Source organism: Enterococcus sp. DIV0008, assembly GCF_050542615.1.
Lineage (GTDB): Bacteria > Bacillota > Bacilli > Lactobacillales > Enterococcaceae > Enterococcus_D > Enterococcus_D innesii.
In genome coordinates this window covers 2,563,692-2,576,935 of sequence record NZ_CP172937.1, presented here as the reverse complement: position 1 = coordinate 2,576,935, position 13,244 = coordinate 2,563,692, and the positions used below count along the sequence as shown (strand labels likewise).

Below are 13,244 nucleotides of genomic sequence, written 5' to 3'. Positions count from 1 at the left end.
GGTAGTAAAAAGATGGGAACATTTGAGAACGATATGATACAGGTTGGAAAACTGTTCTATTTTTGTTGAAAGATTTCCTAGTGTTTGGTATATTGTAGTCTATATAAAGAAGAATTTTTCATGTGTTACAGTTTAGATAATTGTTTGAGGTTTTTGAGGAAAAGGAGGGACAAGCATGCAAGATGCGACCTATTGGGCGGAACAATTGCGGCAAGGACAAATTAGCTTTGCCGAGCGGGTGGCGATGATCGAAGAAAAAGTCAATCAACAAGATCCGCTTTTGAATGCGCTTGTAACATTTGATCCGCAAGCAGCGATTCAGCATTACGAGCAGCATCTTCAAAAAACGGTTTTTGGTGGACAACCCATGCCATTAAAAATACTCGGCCAAAACAAAGCAGGGTGGCCAGCAACATCAGGAGCCAAACTGTTTGCAAAAGCACGGGCCAGTCGCACGGCTCATTTTGTCTCTCGTTTAGAAGAGACGGGCTTTGTGCCGTTAGGGCAAACCAATGCACCAGAATTTGGATTCAAAAATATCACTGATCCAACATTGTATGGGCCTACACGTAATCCGTGGAATCCTGCCTATTCAGCTGGTGGTTCCAGTGGTGGTGCGGCAGCGGCAGTGGCTTCGGGGATGTTTCCGATTGCGGGTGCCAGTGATGGCGGCGGATCGATCCGCATTCCAGCATCCTTTAGCGGATTGATTGGTTTGAAGCCAACCCGTGGCACGATGCCAGTGGGTCCTAGTGAGTGGCGCAGCTGGCAAGGCGCTTCCATCAACTTTGCGTTGACGCTTTCTATGCGTGATACGGAACAGTTGTTTTATGCGTTGCGAACGTCACAGCCGACTGCCCCTTATCAGGCACCGCAAGTAGAATGGCATCATCAGCAAGCGAGTCAAAAACCGCGGTTGAAGGTTGCTTTTACTACCGCATCGCCGACCGGTGGCCAAGTGTCTGAAACTGCCATCCAAGCAGTCCGAAGTGCAGCCGCATTTTTAGAAAAGCAGGGGCACGAAGTCGTTGAAGTGGGCTATCCAGTGGATGGTCAGCAAATGATGACCACCTATTACGCCATGAATGGCGGCGAAACAGCTGCGATGTTTGCTGAGATCGATGCTGCTCGTCAAGAACCGGTCAGACGGGAAGAAATGGAATTGATGACCTGGGCACTTTACCAATATGGAAAAAAACTGCCTGCCGCCGATTACGTCCTTGCCTTGCAGTGGTGGGATCAGCTGGCAGAAAAAATGGAAGAAGTCTTTTCGACCTATGATCTCTTTTTAACACCGACGACGGCTTTTCCAGCCCCTTTGATTGAGGAAGACTTACAAAGCGATAGCATTCGCCAAAGACTGCATGAGATCGAAACGCTTGGAAAAAATGCTGCGGGTGAGTTGATCGAAGAAATGTTTGCCAAGAGCTATGCTCTGACACCGTACACTCAATTAGCCAACTTAACGGGGCAGCCAGCCATCAGCTTGCCAACTGCTCTTAGTGAGGAAGGGTTGCCGCTAGGGATCCAATTTATGGCTTCTAAAGGCAGAGAAGATCTGCTTTTCCAAGTCGGCTATTTATTTGAAACACAGCAACGATTTCTGTTGCCAAAACAAGGAAACTAAGAGGAGGATATTATGAAACAAGTTAAAAAAGGGAAAATCGTTGCCATGGTTGGCTTTTTAGGTTTATTTGCGGGGGTCCTGTTAAGTGCCTGCAGCAAGCCAACGGAAGAAGACACCAGTTTAAGCAAGGTGGAAGAAGCCAAAACATTGGTTGTTGCTACTTCGGGAACCTTGTATCCATCGTCTTACTATAACGATGAAAATGAATTAGTGGGCTATGATGTCGATGTGGCAAAAGAAGTCGCCAAACGATTAGGCGTAGAGATCACATTTAAAGAGTACAATGTCGATGGACAAGTTTCTTCTTTAACACGTGGAGAAGCCGATTTTGCTGCCAACGATTTTGGTTTGACGGATGAACGGGCGGAAAAATTCAGTCTCTCAACGCCTATTAAATACTCGTTCGATAGTATGATCGTGCGTAAAAGTGATGACTCTGGGATTGCTTCTTTAGAAGATTTGGATGGCAAAAAAGCCGCTGGTGAACCGAATACCAGCTACATGCGCTTAGCCGAATCCTATGGGGCAGAATTAGTGACTTACGACAACGCAACGAATGATCAGTATTTGACAGATGTTGCGAATGGTCGAACGGATGTGATCTTGAATGATTACTATTTACAAAAAATGGCAGTCGCTGCTTTGCCAGATATCCCTGTGAAAATTTTAGAAGATGTTTACTTTAATCCGAATGAAACGGGCTTCTTATTTGTGAAAGATCATAAAGCATTGCAGGAAAAAGTGGATGCTGTTTTAGCAGAAATGAAAGAAGACGGCCGTTTAAAAGAACTTGCGGAAACGTATTTTCAAACCGATATTTCAGTAAAATCTGATCAAGCGATCCAAACGGTTGAAACAGACTAATGTATATTCCAACCCTTGATTTGCCGTTGATGTGGGACTCATTGCCCTATTTGCTGTCGGGCTTGTCCTATACGATCGGCATTACTGTCGTTTCGTTTCTAGGTGGCAACCTCTTAGGGATCATGCTCACCTTCTTAGGGATGTTGGAAAACCCCATCATTAGAGGGTTCGTGCGGGGCTACCTCTCATTTCTAAGAGGCGTCCCAGCGCTGGTCTTGTTGTTCCTACTGTATTTTGGCTTGCCTTATCAATTGTCGGCGCTTAGTGCTGCGATCATCTGTTTTACATTGACCAGCAGCGCATTTATCGGGGAAATCTACCGAGGATCAATTGCTGGTGTGGATCGTGGGCAATTTGATGCTGCCTATGCGTTAGGGTTATCCTTTACGAAAACGATGCGTCTGATTATTTTGCCGCAAGCCTTTCGTATTTCTGTACCGGCATTGAGTAATGTGGCAATGGATTTGTTGAAAGGGACGTCCTTGGCAGCAATGATCACGATTCCTGATATTTTTCAAAAAGCCAAGATCGTTGGCGGACGAACCTTTGATTACATGTCCATGTATGTGCTAGTTGCCATCATCTATTGGCTGTTGTGCATTTTGATTGAAGCCGGGCAAAAGCGGTTAGAACAACATTTTTCAAAACGCTTTGCCGCTAATGAGACCGTAAGACAATAAAAAAGAGCCGAGGCTCGATCACTGCAGAAATCAATTTCTTCTGGAAATGTTTTCTGCAGTTTTTGTATTTGAAAAGATAAAAGAAAGGAGATTGTCATAATAAAACAATAAGCGAAAGCAAGGAAGATGTAGGGATTTCTGGAATGTCAAACTGGGTTCAATATAAAAATGGTGCTACCCAAGTTATTTTCCTTCACTTAATCGGCCTATATTTCATTCGTTCGGCTCAAGTGATTCATGGTAAAATAAAGAAAAGCAAATCGAGGAGGGTCTTTTATGAAGTATGAATGGCGCAAACTAGAAAAAGAGCTTTATCTTCCCAAAAAACCAACAGTGATCGAGGTGCCAACGTATCAATTTATTAGTTTGAGCGGCAGCGGCAATCCGAATCGTCCTGAATTTAGCGAAGAGATCGCCGCTTTATATACGATTTCTTATTCACTCAGGATGGGATTGAAAAAAGGGGCTTTTGGCAATGAACCCTTTGAATACACGGTCTTTCCTTTGGAAGGCGTATGGACCTCGCTGACAAAGCCAGACGGTGCCGTCAACAAAGAAGAATTGATCTACAAAATCATGATTCGCCAACCAGAGCCCGTTACGGAAACACTGTTTCAAGAACAGCTCTTGGCAGTCAAAGAGAAGAAAGACAATCTAAATCTAGAGAAGCTCATCTTTGAGCGCTATGAAGAAGGACTGTGTCTGCAAGCGATGCATACAGGCTCTTTTGACACTGAAGCGGAAACCTTTGCGAAAATGAAGGAGCTGTTAAAACAAGAACAGTTAGTGATCCGTCCAACGATGGACACGTTCCAGCATCGAGAAATCTATTTGTCTGATCCGCGAAAAATCTCACCAGATAAAGCCAAAACCGTCCTGCGATGGGCAGTAGAAGCAGAGGGTGGGATTCAGTGAATAAAAACTATTTAAGCATCGACATCGGTGGCACGAAAATCAAATCGGCTGTCATTGATCGCTCGGGGAATATTCTGACACGAGTACGGATGGATACGCCAAAAAATCTTGCGGAATTTTTGACGGGGATTGAAACGATCGTTGAGGACGTTCATGGAAGCATTCGGGGCATTGCGGTTGGTACCCCAGGAAAAGTCAACCCAGAGACCGGGACGATCTCGTTTGGCGGGGCATTGCCTTTTTTGGATGGGGTCTCCTTAAAACAACTGCTGGCAAAGTATCAAGTGCCGCTTGCTGTGACCAACGATGGCAAAGCAGCCGCATTAGCTGAATGGTGGCTAGGAAACCTTAAAGGGATTCAAAACGGGGCTGCCATAACCTTAGGTACTGGTTTGGGCGGTGGCGTAATCGTTGAGGGAAAACTGATCCAAGGTGCACATTTTCAGGCAGGGGAATTAAGTTTTCTACTAAATGCCACTAAGAGAAGTGACGCTCAAGAAAACGCTGAGCAACCAGCTAATCAGGGACTGACCCTGCAGCAATTGGCAGGTTTTAGCGGTTCAGCGGTCGCCATGATTCGCCGCAGCGCCCAACTGCTAGGCTTAGCTGATCTTGCGGATGGTGAAGCAGTTTTTAACGCCATCAATCAGAAAGAGCCACAGGTCTGGGCGCTGTTTACAGCGTATTGCCGAGAAATCGCGTGTGTCATGCTCAATGTTCAAGCCGTGATTGACTTAGAGCGCTTCGTGATTGGCGGTGGCATCAGTGCCCAAGCGATCGTAGTGGAAGAAATCGACCGTCAGTATCAGCAACTGCTAGCTAGTTTACCGATTTTGCAGCAGACCTTGACGAAGCCGGAAATCCAAGCGTGCAAATTTCAAAACGATGCAAACTTATTAGGGGCGCTCTATCATTTCTTTTTGGAACATGAGCTGAAATAAAATAGACCAAAAAACTGCCGCGAACCAACGATTCGCGACAGTTTTTTTAGGCTTTTTTCTTGGTGTCTTTGTCTTCGTCACCTAGGTAATCTTTGCTAGTGAAGGCACTGTGGAAGTATTTGCCCTCTTGACCGTAATAGCGGTTATAGCGCTGCTTGAATTTGCGGAACATGTAAACGACAAGAACTTTTAGCAGACAATAAATTGGGATCCCGAAAATCACTCCAACGATCCCCATCAAATCACCCATCACTAATAAAACAACCAGAATCGTAATAGGATGAATTTTTAATCGGTCACCCATCACACGGGGCACGACTAAATCCCCATGAAGCAACTGTACAGCAAACCAAGCAATCAAAAATTTAACCAACATCCCGGTGGAGTCTTGTGCGGCAATGAAAAGTCCTGGGAAAAAGACGATAAAAGGACCAATATAGGGGATGATGCAAAGCAGACCAGCGGCGATCGCCAGAATACTGGCATACTCTAAGCCAATCAATAGGAAAACGACCCAATAGATCGCCCCTAAAATCAATGAAGAAATGATTTGTCCTTTCAAAAAGGCACCGACTTGTATGTCAGAGATCTTGACGATTTCATTAAAGTCTTTGCGAAAACGTGGTGGCACTAACGAGAGAACTGAAAAATAAAACTTGTTGGGGTTGCGCAATAAGAAAAAGGCAATGATCGGTCCCGTAAATAAAGCAATGAACAAGGTCGAAATCGTTGAAAACAAACTGCTGAGCCCAGCAGCACCAGTTTCCCAATAGTCCCCAATAAAACTCATGATGTTGTTGGTGATATTTTGCAATGTGTCTGTAATTTGTGCCATCTCATCTTGAAACGGGGTATTTTCTAAAAAGGCGGTCGCGTTTTTCTCAAAGTCACTGACCAAACTTGGTAAGCTGTTGATCAGATCGGTGGTTTGTTGCTCCAAAATCGGGTAAAGCTGGAAACCAGCAAAGACGATCAACAAAAGAATCAAAAGATAGATCCCAGCAATCGAAACACTACGGGGAATTTTTTTCGATTCCAATTTATCGACCACCGGGTTAAACAGATAGTAAAGGATCAGCCCAAATAAAAAGGGTGGGATAATAGCTGTAAGTATGGCTGAAAAGGGTGTAAATAAAAAAGAAATCTGATTTAGCAAAAAGACAGCAACTGCCGACAAGATAATCAGTCCTAAGACATAATAGCTTGTTTTGCCGCCTAAAAAGTGGATCAATCGGTTATTTTTCATAATAAGCCTCGCTTTCTTAGCTACATTATAACGAAAGACCCCTATTCTGTAAAAAAACAACGTACCTTTTGAAAAAACACTGTCGCGCTTTTAGAATCCTCTTTACTGAAAGAAGCTCGTCCATAAGGAGTTGTCTGGTGAAACTCTTCTTATAAACCAGGCCCAAAATGCTCCCGTGTTTACAACACAGGAGCGAAAAGAATTATTTGCGCACTGTTGTCAAGGTACAGCGACCAACGGCAGTTTTTAACCCGCTAGCTAACCAAATAGTGGCTTGCCAAGTTTGGATACGGGCACCGATGCGATCAGGACTAGCTTCTACGATCAGGGTTCCTTCTTGGGCGGCGGCTAGATGGTTGACTTGTAGGTCAATGCCGGCGGCGAAGGCTTCTTCTTGAGCCAAAGCTTGATTGGCACCGATGCTGCAGGCAGTCTCGATCAAAACGCCGTTAATGCCACCGTGAACGAGACCAAAAGGCTGTTTGTGCTGTTCTTTGATCGGCATTCGTAAACGAACAAAATCGGCTGTTGCTGCTTCTACTTCGATTTCTAAAGCTTCTAGTAAGTTCATTTTTTGCTCCTTTTTCTAAGAAAGTTACCATGATTATAGCACGAGTTTTAGTAGAATCAGCCGAAGTTCTAAGAAAGACAGCAACAGGTGGAGAAGTCTTAAGAAATTCCCTTAAACAAAGCAATTTCTAACGAAAAGCGACTAGATATGTGTATAATAGAGCTATGTGAATTGAGGAGGAACAAGTAATGAGAGAATGGAAAACCTTAAAAGAGTACGATGAAATTTTATTTGAACAACATGGAAAAGTGGCGAAAATCACGATCAACCGCCCAGAAGTCCACAATGCGTTTACACCAAAAACGGTGTTTGAAATGATTGATGCGTTTTCAATCAGTCGCGATGAACCAGGCATCGGCGTGATTATTTTGACAGGCGCCGGCGACAAAGCCTTTTGTTCAGGCGGAGACCAAAAAGTCCGTGGTCACGGTGGCTATGTTGGGGAAGATCAGGTTCCTCGCTTAAACGTATTGGATCTGCAACGCTTGATCCGCACGTTGCCAAAACCGGTGATTGCCATGGTCAAAGGCTGGTCGATCGGCGGCGGGAATGTTTTACAATTGGTTTGTGATTTAACGATTGCCGCTGACAATGCTAAATTTGGTCAAACAGGACCAAATGTCGGTAGTTTTGATGGTGGCTATGGTTCGGGCTATCTTGCACGGACGATCGGACATAAAAAAGCCAAGGAAGTTTGGTTCATGACAAAACAATATACTGCCGAAGAAGCATTGGCGATGAACTGGATCAATACAGTCGTTCCTCTTGATCGAGTAGAAGATGAAACGATGGAATGGGCCGAAACGATGCTGCAAAAGAGCCCGTTGGCGTTACGTATGATCAAAGCATCAATGAATGCCGATACGGATGGATTAGCTGGCATTCAGCAATTAGCCGGCGATGCGACCTTATTGTATTACACGATGGATGAAGCCAAAGAAGGTCGTGACGCGTTTAAAGAAAAACGTCAACCAAACTTCGACCAATTCCCTAAATTCCCATAATGACTGGGAGTTGGCTGCAAAGGCAAGCACAACTTCATCCAGAACGACCAGCTTTTTATTGGCATGAAAAAAGCTGGTCGTTTGCTGCCTTGCAAAAAGAGGTTTATGCTTACGCTGCTTATTATCAAGCCCAGTTCGTTGATCAGCCAAACCGGGTAGCCCTTTTTAGCAATAACTCCCCTGAAATGGTTTTTACGATCCTTGCGTTGTGGGAGTTGGGGATCGAAGTCCAGCTGTTGAATACGCGATTGACAGCCGCTGAGATCACCTTCCAATTGCAAGATGCCCACTGCGACTGGCTGATCACGGCAGATCAAGCTGCAGTCCCAGGTGTTCGCAGCATGGCCTTTGGACAAGCGATGGAGCAGGCGAAGGCTCTTGCCAGTTCTTTTGATCCTTCGTTTGTTCCTAATAAAGCAATCTATCAAGCAGAACAGGTAGCTTCGATTATGTATACATCCGGTACGACTGGCAATCCCAAGGGTGTGCCGCAAACCTTTGGGAATCATCTAGCAAGTGCCGAAGCGACTCAAAAGAACTTAACGATCACTAGTGAGGATTGTTGGCTTTGTGCAGTTCCGCTGTACCATATCAGTGGATTATCAATTCTCTTGCGTTCACTGCGACTTGGAATGAGTGTTCGTTTGTATGAGCGCTTTGATGCTGTAGAAATGGCAAAAGATCTTGAAGCAGGAAAAGGGACGATCGTTTCTTTGGTGGCAAAAATGTTGATGGACTTGCTGCCATTGGTGCCCCAACATGGCTTTGATTCGTTGCGTTATGTACTGCTAGGCGGCGGGCCCATTGCCAAAAGTATATTGGAAAAATGCCAGCAAAAACAGCTTTCTGTGATCCAATCCTATGGGATGACAGAAACTTGTTCACAAGTGGTGGCATTGCCACCAGAAAAAGCTTCAGAAAAAATCGGCGCCTCAGGGGTTCCCCTGCAAAGTGTCCATTTACGAATTGCGGCTGATGCGAAAATGGCAGATCATCAGACTGTTGAAAGTACCCAGCCGATCGGAGAGATCCACCTGCAAGGACCTGCGATCACGACTCGTTACTTGAACGATCGCAGTCCACAGCAGTGGGACCAAGAGGGCTGGTTTGCCACAGGAGATCTAGGGTATCTTGATCAAGAGGGCTTTTTGTATGTAGTCAGTCGTGCAAGCGAACTGATCATATCTGGTGGAGAAAATATCTATCCCGCAGAAGTGGAGCAAGCCTTGTTGCAGCATCCAGCGGTCAAAGAGGCAGCTGTGGTGGGGGAACCAGACGAGGAGTGGGGACAATCTGTCGCGGCTTATTTAACGTTAAATGAGTCCGTCCGACTTCAAGCGTTGTTGGATACATTAGAAGGGCAGATCGCCCATTATAAATTTCCGCGCCGTTTTTATCACGTGCGAGAAATGCCGCGCACAGCAAGCGGCAAACTTTTAAAACGGCTATTGCTGAGTGAAGAAAGAGTGAACTACATTGAACAGCAAATCAACAAGTAATTATGAAGCAGCGATCGCTGCCGGGAAAACCTATTTGAGTGAGTATCAGCCTTTAGAAAGGTGTGACTTACTGGCTCTTTATGCAGCGGCACACGAATATCAAGGGGAACGCTATTTCTGGCGTACTCCTGATGAAACGACTAGTATGGTAGGATTGGGTTGGTTAGTCACTTTTTCGCAACCCAAACTTGCAGACTTTTCAGAAGTCCGCTCTCTCTTAAAGCAAGCCCATTATCAACCAGAGGCACCTTTTCAGGCGCAGCTGGTTGGGGGCTTTGCTTTTGATGAACAGGCAGAAGTCAGTCAGGATTGGGCTGAGCTAGGTGCCGGTCTCTTTGCGTTGCCAGAAATACTGGTCCGCAAAACTGGCGATCAGTGTGGCGTCGTTTATACAGTAGCCGCTTCTTCCGAGGAACAACGACAACAAAAAGTCGCTGCCTTACAGGAAAAAGTCGCAAGCTGGTTGAATGCCAACCCGGACAAGAGTCTTGTAGCAGAAACGCCTGCTTTTCAGGCACAAGAGGAACTAGAGGTGCCCCAATGGTTGCAAACGGTCGAAGAGACAGTGGCAGCCATTCGCTCGAACGAAACACCGTTGAAAAAAGTGGTTCTGGCCAGGAGAATGAAGATAGAAACGAAGCAGTCGATCATTAGTGCTGGGGTGTTGCAACGGTTGGCGCAACAGCAGCCGAATACCTATCTTTTTGCCATCGAACATGGGGGCCATGTTTTTGCTGGTGCGACGCCAGAACGCTTGCTAAAAGCGACTGTCGATCAATTTGAAACGGTAAGTATCGCAGGTTCCGCACCAAGAGGCCAAACAAAAGAAGAAGATGAGGCACTGGCACAAGCCCTCTTAGCGGACGCAAAAAATACCCATGAACATCAAGTAGTTGTCGATCGCTTAGAAACGGCATTGGCCACTTTGTTAGCTGACGGCTTTCAATCAGAAGCCCGCTCCGTCATCAAGAATCGTGACATTCAGCATTTGTTTGTTCCTTTAGCAGGGCAAAGAAAAGCAGGAGTCAATTTTCTGAGCGCCGTGCAAAAACTACACCCGACCCCAGCATTGGGGGGAGAACCGAAAGAAGCAGCCGTCTCATGGATTCGTACTCATGAACCAGCCAGCAGAGGGATGTACGGTGGACCGATCGGTTGGTTGGGTATTCAAGAAGATATTGGCGAGTTTGCTGTGGCGATCCGCTCAGGATTCTTTAGCGGCAATCAAGCAACGCTGTATGCGGGCTGTGGGATCGTTGCCGATTCAGACGCAGAATCTGAACGTCAAGAAACACGGTTAAAATTTCAACCGATGAGGAGAGGGATCTTAGGAGATGAATAATCAGACAGTCATGACAGACTATTTATTAGCGGCAATCCAGGGACTAAAAGCAGCGGGTGCGAAGCGAGCGGTTATTAGTCCCGGTTCACGCTCAACGCCATTGGCGCTACTATTGCATCGTGATCCTGAGATCACCTGTACGGTGGCTGTCGATGAACGTTCGGCTGCTTTTTTTGCTTTAGGGATGTCCAAAGTTGATCTCCAGCCAACAATCTTACTGTGTACTTCTGGAACTGCAGCAGCCAATTATTATCCAGCCGTTTGTGAAGCAGAAGCTACCAACTTGCCATTGATCATCTTAACGGCTGATCGCCCGCCAGAACTGCGGGGCGTTGGGGCGCCACAAGCAATGGATCAACAGAATTTGTATGCCTCTCACGTCAAAAAGATGGTAGAGATGACGGTGCCAGAAAACGACCCAGCTTTGTTGCGTTATAGTTTTTGGCAAGCTGCAACTTGCACGATCGAAGCGCAAAAGCAGCCGAGAGGCCCTGTCCAAATCAACTTTCCATTACGGGAGCCGCTGTTGCCTGACTTTAGTCGCCAATGCAGTATACAGCAAGACGTGAGCTATCTGGCACCACAACAAGAGCTGTCAGCAGAGATGATCACCCAGCTAGCCCCTTACTTTGGTAAAAAAGGTATTCTGATTGCTGGAGAAAGCCTTACGATCGAAGAAGCGCAGCAGTTGCTGACTTTTTCAGAGAAATTAGGCTGGCCGATTGTCGGCGATCCATTGACCAATTTGGCGACAGCCGGTACCAAAGTAGGAACATTTATCAGCCAAGCCGATCTTGTTTTCCCGCAATTGACTTCTGCCTTCCAACCAGAAGTGGTCGTGCGTTTTGGTCGCTTACCAGTCACTAAAAATGTCCTATTATGGTTGAACAAAGCAGCGGATACGACGACGTGGCTCTTTGTTGATCCATCGGGACAGTGGCAAGACCAGTTGCATCGGGCAAACTATTTGATCGAAGCAGCGATCAGCACTTTCGTGGCGGCCATCACCCAGTTGCCGATCGTCAAAAATATGGCGTGGCAACAACAATGGCAAGCACTTCAAGCGCGGGCAGATCAGGTGCTTGCTGCATGTCCGCAGTTGCAACAATGGGATGAGAGCAGCGCTGTGCGCATGCTCCAACAATGTTTGCCCGAAGATGCGCAGATCCTTTTGGCAAACAGCAATGCGATCCGTTTCTTTGATCGCTACGGCAGCAAAACTACCTCCACTTATCGAGTGTATGGAAATCGGGGCGTCAATGGGATCGACGGCCTTGTCTCGACCGTAGCTGGGATTGCTTCCGCCAGTCAAAAGCCTACCTACTTGTTGATTGGTGATTTAGCGTTGTACCATGATATGAACGGCCTACAACTACTGCGTCAGTATCAATTGCCAGTAACGATCATTTTACTGAATAATAACGGTGGTGGGATCTTTTCCTTTTTGTCACAAAACACCTTAGAACCAAACGACTTTGTCCCGCTCTTTGGCACGCCGTTAGATCTTGAGTTTCAAAAAGTGGCGGCCTTATATGAGGCAGATTGGCACACACCGACCTCTTTGCTAGAGTTTCAAACGATTTTAACGGAAACAAGCCAACAGCCGCGTTTTCAAATAATCGAAGTGAAAGGTGAGCAAAAAGATCCGGTCAACACTTGGCAAGCACTGCAACAGCAGTTTAGCGAGGCGGGAGCACAGCAATGAGGGACACGATAAATGGCGTCAGTTATTTTTATCAGTGGTTGCAACCGTACCGACCAGCCTTACCAACCCTTGTGGCATTGCATGGCTTCACGGGTTCTTCGGAAAGTTTTCGACCGGTTTTTGTAGAGGAAGGTTCTTATAATGTATTGGCAGTCGACTTGATTGGACATGGACGGTCATCGATTTATGTCCATCCCATGCGTTATGAACTTCCTTTACTGGTGGAGGATCTCGCACAGCTTTTAGCGATGCTAGGGATTGAACGTTATGGTCTTTATGGCTACTCGATGGGGGCACGAATCGCACTTTTTTGGGCGGTCATGGAACCAGCTGCAGTGACCCATCTTTTGCTTGAGAGTGGTTCCCCCGGGTTAGCTGATCCAGCGGAACGACTCGCTCGTCAGCGACACGATCGTTGGTTAGCGTTGCGCTTACTAAGGGAGCCTCTGGTCGATTTTGTCGATTACTGGCAAGAACTGCCGTTGTTTGCTAGTCAAAAGGAGCTACCCTTAGTGCAGCAGGCTGCTGTACGGCAAGGTCGCTTGCAGCAAAATAAATTTGGCTTGGCAGTAAGCTTGGTTTACGGTGGTAATGGCAAACAGCCAAGCTGTTGGTCGGCACTTCCGCAGCTAGCTTGTGAAATTCTTTGTTTAGCGGGGGAAAAAGATTTAAAGTTTCGTAAAATCGCCCACCAAATGAAGCAGCTGCAACCAGAGATGACCATCAAAGTCGTTGCTAATGCTGGACATTGTATCCATTTAGAACAGCCGACACAGGTTCGTCATGAAATCGATCAATGGTTTGTAAAAGGATCGGGGCCACAGTCAGCTGATTGACAAGGAGAGAACGC

At 46.2% G+C, this 13,244-nt stretch carries 12 protein-coding genes; 10 read left to right on the top strand and 2 right to left on the bottom strand.

All coding sequences use genetic code 11. The annotated features are described in order from the left end of the window. Positions 1-175 precede the first annotated feature (175 nt). The 5 genes from IGI84_RS12090 to IGI84_RS12070 all read left to right on the top strand — a co-directional run bounded on the left by IGI84_RS12090 (position 176) and on the right by IGI84_RS12070 (position 5,027). Positions 176-1,627, top strand: a complete 1,452-nt coding sequence (locus IGI84_RS12090) for an amidase (protein ID WP_216691327.1) — start codon at positions 176-178, stop codon at positions 1,625-1,627. Between the two features lie 12 nt (positions 1,628-1,639). Next, entirely contained in the window at positions 1,640-2,491 is an 852-nt protein-coding gene (locus tag IGI84_RS12085) for a transporter substrate-binding domain-containing protein (RefSeq protein WP_194195088.1), read from the top strand. Further along, a complete protein-coding gene (locus tag IGI84_RS12080; protein ID WP_430600419.1) occupies positions 2,491-3,171 on the top strand; it encodes an amino acid ABC transporter permease in 681 nt (226 codons plus the stop codon). Before IGI84_RS12085 ends, IGI84_RS12080 begins: the two co-directional genes overlap by 1 nt. A gap of 276 nt (positions 3,172-3,447) precedes the next feature. Further along, positions 3,448-4,086, top strand: a complete 639-nt coding sequence (locus tag IGI84_RS12075; protein ID WP_216682317.1) for a GyrI-like domain-containing protein — start codon at positions 3,448-3,450, stop codon at positions 4,084-4,086. Then, positions 4,083-5,027 carry an ROK family protein gene (locus IGI84_RS12070; protein ID WP_216682316.1) on the top strand — a complete coding sequence of 315 codons (945 nt, stop codon included), beginning with the start codon at positions 4,083-4,085 and terminating at the stop codon, positions 5,025-5,027. Before IGI84_RS12075 ends, IGI84_RS12070 begins: the two co-directional genes overlap by 4 nt. Positions 5,028-5,073: 46 nt before the next feature. Here the strand turns inward: IGI84_RS12070 and IGI84_RS12065 are convergent, their stop codons facing one another. Both IGI84_RS12065 and IGI84_RS12060 read right to left on the bottom strand, forming a co-directional pair. After that, positions 5,074-6,273 carry an AI-2E family transporter gene (locus IGI84_RS12065; protein WP_081117519.1) on the bottom strand — a complete coding sequence of 400 codons (1,200 nt, stop codon included), beginning with the start codon at positions 6,271-6,273 and terminating at the stop codon, positions 5,074-5,076. A gap of 202 nt (positions 6,274-6,475) precedes the next feature. Beyond that, positions 6,476-6,844, bottom strand: a complete 369-nt coding sequence (locus IGI84_RS12060) for a PaaI family thioesterase (RefSeq protein ID WP_016612672.1) — start codon at positions 6,842-6,844, stop codon at positions 6,476-6,478. A 188-nt stretch (positions 6,845-7,032) separates the two neighbouring features. Here IGI84_RS12060 and menB point away from each other — a divergent pair, with 188 nt between their 5' ends. The 5 genes from menB to menH are packed head-to-tail and all read left to right on the top strand — an operon-like array spanning position 7,033 to position 13,230. Then, positions 7,033-7,848: a 1,4-dihydroxy-2-naphthoyl-CoA synthase gene (menB, locus tag IGI84_RS12055; RefSeq protein ID WP_010749830.1), complete on the top strand. Its 816-nt coding sequence runs from the start codon at positions 7,033-7,035 to the stop codon at positions 7,846-7,848. Beyond that, positions 7,848-9,347, top strand: coding sequence for an o-succinylbenzoate--CoA ligase (gene menE, locus IGI84_RS12050; protein ID WP_081117518.1), 1,500 nt, complete (start codon positions 7,848-7,850; stop codon positions 9,345-9,347). Before menB ends, menE begins: the two co-directional genes overlap by 1 nt. Next, entirely contained in the window at positions 9,325-10,689 is a 1,365-nt protein-coding gene (locus tag IGI84_RS12045; RefSeq protein WP_220426387.1) for an isochorismate synthase, read from the top strand. Before menE ends, IGI84_RS12045 begins: the two co-directional genes overlap by 23 nt. Next, positions 10,682-12,394 carry a 2-succinyl-5-enolpyruvyl-6-hydroxy-3-cyclohexene-1-carboxylic-acid synthase gene (gene menD, locus IGI84_RS12040; RefSeq protein WP_216682315.1) on the top strand — a complete coding sequence of 571 codons (1,713 nt, stop codon included), beginning with the start codon at positions 10,682-10,684 and terminating at the stop codon, positions 12,392-12,394. Before IGI84_RS12045 ends, menD begins: the two co-directional genes overlap by 8 nt. After that, positions 12,391-13,230, top strand: a complete 840-nt coding sequence (gene menH / locus IGI84_RS12035) for a 2-succinyl-6-hydroxy-2,4-cyclohexadiene-1-carboxylate synthase (RefSeq protein WP_430600417.1) — start codon at positions 12,391-12,393, stop codon at positions 13,228-13,230. Before menD ends, menH begins: the two co-directional genes overlap by 4 nt. Positions 13,231-13,244: the final 14 nt, after the last annotated feature.